The sequence below is a fragment of the Nostoc sp. CHAB 5836 genome (assembly GCF_020829445.1).
Taxonomy (GTDB): domain Bacteria; phylum Cyanobacteriota; class Cyanobacteriia; order Cyanobacteriales; family Nostocaceae; genus Nostoc.
Genome location: NZ_JAIVFV010000363.1, coordinates 1 through 2632, shown reverse-complemented (window position 1 = coordinate 2632; position 2632 = coordinate 1). Strand labels below are relative to the sequence as shown.

Sequence of the window (2632 nt, the reverse complement as noted above, 5' to 3'; positions counted from 1 at the left end):
GTTTCTCTCTCCATCATACATTGCCTAAATTGAACCTAATTAGGCAATGTTTTCTAGACATAAATACATGGCTACTTTACACAACTTTACATCGTGATAAATTTTGCGCGTATCTTGTCTTTACCCCAAAGGGCATGATAGCAACTTGTTACCAGCAGTTGCAGCCAATACCGCTAACCTGGCTCAAATTTGGCAGCAGGTGATGGATACGGCTAAACCCAGCAATCAAAAGCTGTTGGCTCATGCAAATCTCGTTAAATTGCAAGGTGACAAGGCAATTTTAGAGGTTACACCAGCTTACATCAAGAAGTTTGAGAGTAGTAAAGAGGCAATCGCTAAAATGCTGCAACGAGCTACCCAAAGTCAACAACCAATAACTGTGTTAATTAAAAATCCCAATCTTAGCAGTAACGGGAGGGTAAAAAGATGATTGTCTTGCTGACAGGCGACGACCAACACGCCATCCAAGAACAGCTCAACCAATACAAAGCAGAGATTGATGCTCAATGGCTCACATTTTGCTATCACCGATTTCCAGCCGATCACCTTGACCGAGCCATCAGCGTAGCTCGCACTCGTTCCCTGACAGGTGGTAAAAAACTGGTGATTGTGGAAAATTGCCACCTCAAGCAGTGGGGTGATACTGAGTTGTCAACCTTGCAACAGCTTGTTCAAATGCCTGAATTCACAATTCTGGTGTTTGTCGCCACCAATGTAGATAAGCGCCTGAAGATTTACAAACATATTGTCAAGTATGCCAAGTTGTTTGAGTTTCCATTGATACCACCTTGGCGTACTGATTTAATTGAAAAAGCGATCAGTACTCAGGCTAAAAAAATTAAGCTGGTGCTGTCAAAGGGTGCAGTGGAATATCTAGCAGAAGCAATTGGTAACGACATGACCCGTGCAGCGACAGAGTTACGCAAACTGTATATTTATGGTAATGGCAGACAACTGGAGCTTGCAGAAGTAAAAGAGTTAGTGCCATGTCAGACTCAGAATAGCCTACAACTGGCATCTGCTATTCGCCAAGGAGAAAGCAATCAAGTTTTGCACCTGCTGGATGATTTACTGTCACGCTCGGAACCATTAATGGTGATTGTTGCTACTCTCCTAACGCAGTTTAGAACTTGGCTGTGGGTTAAGTCTGCGATCGCTTCTGGGATTAAGAAAGATAGTGAATTAGCTCAACTGTGCAGTATCAGCAATCCTAATCGCATTTACTATTTGCGTCAGGAGGTAGCAAATACAAGCATTAATGCTTTAGCTAAGGCAGTAACTATGATGCTGGATTTGGAGATGTCTATTAAGAGGGGTACTGAAAGTAAAGATTTACTGCTAATAATTCTTAGTGTTAGCAGGTTATTTAAGTTAACTTAATCAACATAAAGTTGACTGAGAGTTTTGGATTTTGGATTGTATATTTGATTTCAGTCTAAAATCCAAATTCACTAATAATGATACTAGTATCTAATATAACTTTCACAAGTTATGTTTACCCTTATCTCGCCTTAGACAACTTCAGTGCTATTAACAAACCAATTTTCAACCTTTAAATTATTAAAAAATTCAAAATCAGAAACATTATTAGTTACCAAGATTAAATTATTACAGTAAGCAATACTCGCAATTTGACCATCTACAAAAGCAGGAGTTTTACCAATCTTGGATAATCTAGCCCTTTCTTGAGCGTGCCATTGTGCCGCCTTTAAATCGTAATCAAGGACTGGTAAATTTAATACAGATTCATGAATATAATTCCAAAGAGACTCTCGCCGCTTAGATTCTGGCAACCGCAAACAGCCATGTAAAAGTTCATGAATAACAACACTAGAAACAGCAACTTCTGATTTATGAATATCTAGTTTGTGCAAAACGTTGACATTAGGAATAGGACGTGCTGGCTCTGAAAGAATATTGGTATCAAGTAAGTATTTCAAGCTCATAGCTCAATTTCTCTTCCCACGCTGCGATCTCGTAAGTCAGCGAAATCATCATCAGTAAAGATAATCCCCTCGTTTTGGATTACGCTTCTAAATTTTTGTAATCCCTGCCAAAAATTATCCCCTCTAGATTCCTCCTTTTTTTTACGGAGAAACTCAAACAAATAGTCCCGTTCTTCTGTAGGTAAACTTTCAATAGAATTAATAATTTCTTGTAAATTCATAAGAGAACCTCCTAATTAAGTAAATCTACCTTTGCTAACTCTATTTTAATCTCTAAATCCAAAGCCTTAGCCTCTTACATTTAGCCAATTTATGCAAAAATAGGATACGATATTATGCTGATCGGCGGCAAATGTTTCTGGAGAACAGAAACAGCGATTAGCGTAGGCGTAGCCCGCCGCAGGCATCGCCGGGGCAATCATCAATAATCCACCAATTTTAACTTTAGATGAATCTACAGCTAATTTAGATCCTTTAACTGAAAAAGCAATCAAGTTTTGCCTTCGCTGGATGATTTACTGTCCATTTTGACGAAATAGGGTTATTTGCTTCCAGAAGGAGGGGCGTGAGTATCATCGGAACAGAAAACCAGGATAAGAAGCATTACATAAATACTACAAAAAAAATTCGGTGCTGAAACTCTTGATTTATCGTCATTGCGTAATTGGTAAGTTGAAAAGTGAGCT

5 protein-coding genes are annotated in these 2632 nt (G+C 38.9%); 2 read left to right on the top strand and 3 right to left on the bottom strand.

The window, feature by feature from the left end:
• The first annotated feature begins 103 nt into the window (after window positions 1-103).
• Together LC605_RS32465 and holA are read left to right on the top strand one after the other, a co-directional pair.
• Window positions 104-430 carry a hypothetical protein gene (locus tag LC605_RS32465; protein ID WP_229551469.1) on the top strand — a complete coding sequence of 109 codons (327 nt, stop codon included), beginning with the start codon at window positions 104-106 and terminating at the stop codon, window positions 428-430.
• Window positions 427-1380, top strand: coding sequence for a DNA polymerase III subunit delta (gene holA, locus LC605_RS32460; protein WP_229551468.1), 954 nt, complete (start codon window positions 427-429; stop codon window positions 1378-1380). Before LC605_RS32465 ends, holA begins: the two co-directional genes overlap by 4 nt.
• Window positions 1381-1511: 131 nt before the next feature.
• Here holA and LC605_RS32455 read toward each other — a convergent pair whose 3' ends face one another.
• The 3 genes from LC605_RS32455 to LC605_RS32445 form a co-directional block, all read right to left on the bottom strand.
• The gene (locus tag LC605_RS32455; protein WP_099066949.1) at window positions 1512-1946 is read right to left on the bottom strand and encodes a type II toxin-antitoxin system VapC family toxin; all 435 of its coding nucleotides are present in this window, start codon (window positions 1944-1946) and stop codon (window positions 1512-1514) included.
• The gene (locus LC605_RS32450) at window positions 1943-2167 is read right to left on the bottom strand and encodes a hypothetical protein (protein WP_229551467.1); all 225 of its coding nucleotides are present in this window, start codon (window positions 2165-2167) and stop codon (window positions 1943-1945) included. The genes LC605_RS32455 and LC605_RS32450 overlap by 4 nt, the downstream gene beginning before the upstream one ends.
• 66 nt (window positions 2168-2233) lie before the next feature.
• Window positions 2234-2440 carry a hypothetical protein gene (locus LC605_RS32445; protein WP_229551470.1) on the bottom strand — a complete coding sequence of 69 codons (207 nt, stop codon included), beginning with the start codon at window positions 2438-2440 and terminating at the stop codon, window positions 2234-2236.
• Between the last annotated feature and the right edge of the window lie 192 nt (window positions 2441-2632).